2 protein-coding genes and 1 pseudogene are annotated in these 4,365 nt (G+C 70.6%); 2 read left to right on the plus strand and 1 reads right to left on the minus strand.

All coding sequences use genetic code 11. From position 1 onward, the window contains the following. Window positions 1-768 precede the first annotated feature (768 nt). A pseudogene (locus tag ACFV5N_RS25175) lies at window positions 769-2,733 on the plus strand (glycoside hydrolase family 48 protein); the annotation flags it as partial. 121 nt (window positions 2,734-2,854) lie between these two features. On the opposite strand, the gene ACFV5N_RS25180 reads toward ACFV5N_RS25175, so the two are convergent. Further along, window positions 2,855-3,430: a hypothetical protein gene (locus ACFV5N_RS25180; protein WP_385604054.1), complete on the minus strand. Its 576-nt coding sequence runs from the start codon at window positions 3,428-3,430 to the stop codon at window positions 2,855-2,857. Window positions 3,431-3,858: 428 nt separating this feature from the next. Between ACFV5N_RS25180 and ACFV5N_RS25185 the strand changes: the two genes are divergently transcribed. Next, window positions 3,859-4,365, plus strand: a 507-nt coding sequence (locus tag ACFV5N_RS25185) for a cellulose binding domain-containing protein (protein WP_385604057.1), incomplete at its 3' end; no start/stop codon positions are given.

Consider the following 4,365-nt stretch of genomic DNA (forward strand, 5'->3'; position numbering starts at 1 on the left):
CAGGGTGCTGGGGCTCTCGCCGGCCGAGGCGGTGCTGAGCGTGGTCACCGTCAGCGCCCCGGCGCCGAGGAGCGCGCCGGCCGCCAGGGCGATCCGGCGTCCGCGGCGGTCACGGCGCTGCGGGGGATGTTCGTGCGGGGGGTTGGTGCGGCTCATCGCAGTCTTCCTCCGTTGTGGGGGTTGGAGTGTTCTGCTGCTCTGTGGTGCCGGTGACGGTTCGCCAGGTGCCGGGGCCGCGGCGGTACGCGCTCGGTGGCCGGCCCGTACGTCCGCCCCGCCGTACGGCAGTGAACGTCGCGGCCATGACACCCGGGCGACTCGTGCGTTGTGGGGGTCGTGGGTTGTGGGGGTGGGTGGGGGCGGAACAGAGGTCCGGCATGGATGACGCGTCGTCCAGGGCGTCCGCCGGAGCTTGGAACCGCTCCCACTGGTTGAAGGGACCGTAGGACACGAACCCCCCATCCGCCAAGGGGGTGTTCGAGAAATAACCGCCGAACCCGGCTTTCCGAGGGGTTGACGTGTACACCTCGTAGACAGAATCCTTGGGAGCGCTCCCATTGGTCTGGAGTAGCACAGCCGGCACAGCCTCTCACCCCCACCGAGCCGCGAGGAGGCGCGATGCGTATCCGGCCTGGATCACTCATCGGGACCCCGACCCGAGCGAGACCACACGAACCCCACCCGCCCCACCCCTCCCGCAGGACCCGCGGGACCCGCAAGCTGTGGGTCGCCGGACTGCTGGCGCTGTCGCTCCCGCTGGGACTGACCGCCACCGCCGCACCGAGCAGCGCCGCGCCCGTCCCGCTCACGGACGGCCCGGGCGCGCTGCGCTTCGAGGACCAGTTCCTGGAGCTGTACGACACGATCAAGGACCCCGCGAACGGCTACTTCTCGCCCGAGGGGATCCCGTACCACTCCGTGGAGACCCTGATCGTCGAAGCCCCCGACCACGGACACGAGACGACTTCCGAGGCGTACTCGTATCTGATCTGGCTGGAGGCGCAGTACGGCAAGGTCACCGGTGACTGGGCGCCGTTCAACGACGCCTGGGAGCTGATGGAGCAGTACATGATCCCCGGCTCCGTCGACCAGCCCACCAACAGCTTCTACAACCCGTCGAGTCCGGCCACCTACGCGGCCGAGCACACCGACCCCTCCGCGTACCCCTCGCCGCTGGACCCGGGCGTGTCCGTCGGCCAGGACCCGATCGCGGGCGAGCTGACGTCCACCTACGGCACCGCCGACATCTACGGCATGCACTGGCTCCAGGACGTCGACAACGTCTACGGCTTCGGCAACAGCCCCGGCAATCCGTGCGGGGGCGGCCCGGACACCGAGGGACCGTCGTTCATCAACACCTTCCAGCGCGGTTCACAGGAATCGGTGTGGGAAACCGTGCCCCACCCCTCCTGCGAGGACTTCAGCTACGGCGGGGACAACGGCTACCTCGACCTCTTCACCGGTGACCAGGGCTACTCGCAGCAGTGGCGCTACACCAACGCGCCGGACGCCGACGCCCGCGCCGTCCAGGCCGCCTACTGGGCCAACCAGTGGGCCGCCGAGCAGGGCAACGCCTCCGCCGTGGCCGCCACGGTCGACAAGGCCGCCAAGATGGGCGACTACCTGCGCTACTCGATGTACGACAAGTACTTCAAGCGGGCGGGCGACTGCGTCGGCGCCACCTCCTGCCCGGCGGGCAGCGGCAAGAACAGCGCCCACTACCTGATGTCCTGGTACTACAGCTGGGGCGGCGCGCTGGATCCGAACGCCGGCTGGGCCTACCGCATCGGCAGCAGCCACGCGCACTTCGGCTACCAGAACCCGCTGGCCGCGTACGCCCTGAGCACCGACTCCGCGCTGATCCCGGACTCCCCGAGCGCCGGGCAGGACTGGGGCCAGTCCCTGGAGCGGATGGTGGAGTTCTACCGCTGGCTCCAGTCCGACGAGGGCGGCATCGCGGGCGGTGCCACCAACAGCTGGGAGGGCTCGTACGCCACCCCGCCGGCCGGCACCCCGACCTTCTACGGGCTGTACTACGACGAGGCGCCCGTCTACCGCGACCCGCCGTCCAACCAGTGGTTCGGCATGCAGGCGTGGTCGATGCAGCGGATGGCCGAGTACTTCTACGAGTCCGGTGACGCGCTGGCGGGCGAGGTCCTCGACAAGTGGGTCGACTGGGTCCTGGAGCACGTGACCCTCGGCACTGGCGGGGACTTCAGCATCCCCTCCACCCTGTCCTGGTCCGGCAGCCCGGACACCTGGAACCCGGCCAACCCGGGCAGCAACTCCGGGCTGCACGTCACGGTCACCGAGTACACCCAGGACGTCGGGGTGACCGGTTCGCTGGCCAACGCCCTGTCGTACTACGCCGCCGCCACCGGTGACACGGCCGCGCGGGACACGGCGGCCGGGCTGCTGGACGCGCTGTGGGCCAACTCCGACGGCCTCGGCATCGCGGTGCCCGAGGAGCGCGGGGACTTCTCCCGCTTCAACGACCCGGTGTACATCCCGTCGGGCTGGAGCGGTCAGATGCCCAACGGCGACGTGATCGAGCCGGGTTCCACCTTCGACTCGATCCGGTCCTTCTACCACGACGACCCGGACTGGCCGAAGGTCGAGGCCCATCTGAACGGCGGCCCCGCGCCGACGTTCGAGTACCACCGCTTCTGGGCGCAGGCGGACATCGCCATCGCGCTGGCGACCTACTCCGAACTGTTCGGGGACGGCGCGTAGCGGGCAGACTCATCCCGAACGACCCCACGCACCCACGCACCCACGCCCGGAGCCCCGGTCGGCGTTCCCTCGCCGGCCGGGGTTTCCGGCGTGCGGTGGGGCAGGTCCGGTCCGTGCCGGGTCACGAGCACCACCACAGCCAGCAACTCCCGCCGCCGCTGTCCCCGTTGTCGTCGTCCTCGCCCCCGCCGCCGTTGCCGCCCGCGTCGCCGTCGCCGCCGTTGCTGCCACTGCCGCCGCCGCTGCTGTCGTCGGAGGGCGGGGGAGAGGAATCGTCCGGTCCCGGATCGCTCTCGGTCGGGTCGGGCGAGGCGCCTTCCGTGGGGGCACCGGTATCACTGGGAGGCGGGCTGACCCGTCCGGAACTGGAGGCGTCCGGGGGCGGGGACTCGCCGGCACGCTCCGGGTCACCGGAATCGTCCCGGTCCTCCGCGTCCTCCCGATCGCCGTCGGCGGCGCCGTCCTCCGCGTCCGCCTCCGTGCCGTCCCGGGGCGCGCCGCTCTCCCCGGCGGTGGCCGAGCCCTCGCCCTCCGGCCCGGCAGCCGTGGCGTCACCGCCGCCCGTACCGTCCGCCGGCTCCTCCGCACCCTCCGGTGCGGAGGCGGACTCGGACGCGGCGTCGGTGGCCCGGTCGGCCCCGGCCGGTGGTGGCGCCGCAGCGGCCGGGTCGCGGTGCGCGGGCTGCCAGGAGGTCACTTCGCCACATCCTGGACATGTCAAGGCGCCGTTGAGGTGGCGGCGGCAGGTTATGCAGTAGTCCACGGGCTTACCCGGATTCGTACGAGGGGGTCGGCGGTGCGCGAAACACCTTAGCCACGTGGACGTGCGAGGCGGTGCGGGTGGTTCTGGAGTGCTGCCAGAGGGTGCGTGCCCCATAGCTAGTGGGAGCGCTCCCAAGCGTGTGACTATGACGCGTATGTGTCAAGACCTTTGACGCGGGGTCATGACCGTCTCGTGGTTTCCGTGCAGTATCTGACCTTCTGGTGACTTCATGGGCACAATTTCTGAACAGACATCTGGCGCACCGGTGGATTGGGCGCTACTTTCCTCCCAGCTAGTGGGAGCGCTTCCATGACGCACCGCACTCGCGGTGCAGGACCTTTCGAGGACGAGAGGGAACTGTGATGAGCCGCACCAACCCCCCACTTCCCCGTCGCCGCAGACGCGGCGCCCTGCTTGCCACCGGAGCGATGATCGCCACCGCGCTCGGCACCGGCGGAATGCTCCAGGGCACGGCTTCCGCCGCCGCCGTGGAGTGCTCGGTGGACTACCGCACCAATGACTGGGGCTCCGGCTTCACCACCGACGTCACCATCACCAACTCCGGCACCACGGCCGTGAACGGCTGGACCCTCACCTACTCCTACTCCGGCAACCAGACCCTGGCGGGCGGCTGGAACGGCCAGTGGTCGCAGTCCGGCCGCGACATCACCGTCCGCAACGCCGCCCACAACGCCGGTATCGCCGCGAACGGCGGCAGCGTCACCACCGGCGCGCAGTTCACCTACAGCGGCACCAACACCGCCCCCACCAGCTTCGCCGTCAACGGCATCACCTGCGGCGGCGGCTCCGGCAACCCCGGGGAGCCGGGAGAGCCCGGCAACCCCGGCAACCCCGGCAACCCGCCCGGC

Source organism: Streptomyces sp. NPDC059853, from assembly GCF_042731495.1.
GTDB lineage: Bacteria > Actinomycetota > Actinomycetes > Streptomycetales > Streptomycetaceae > Streptomyces.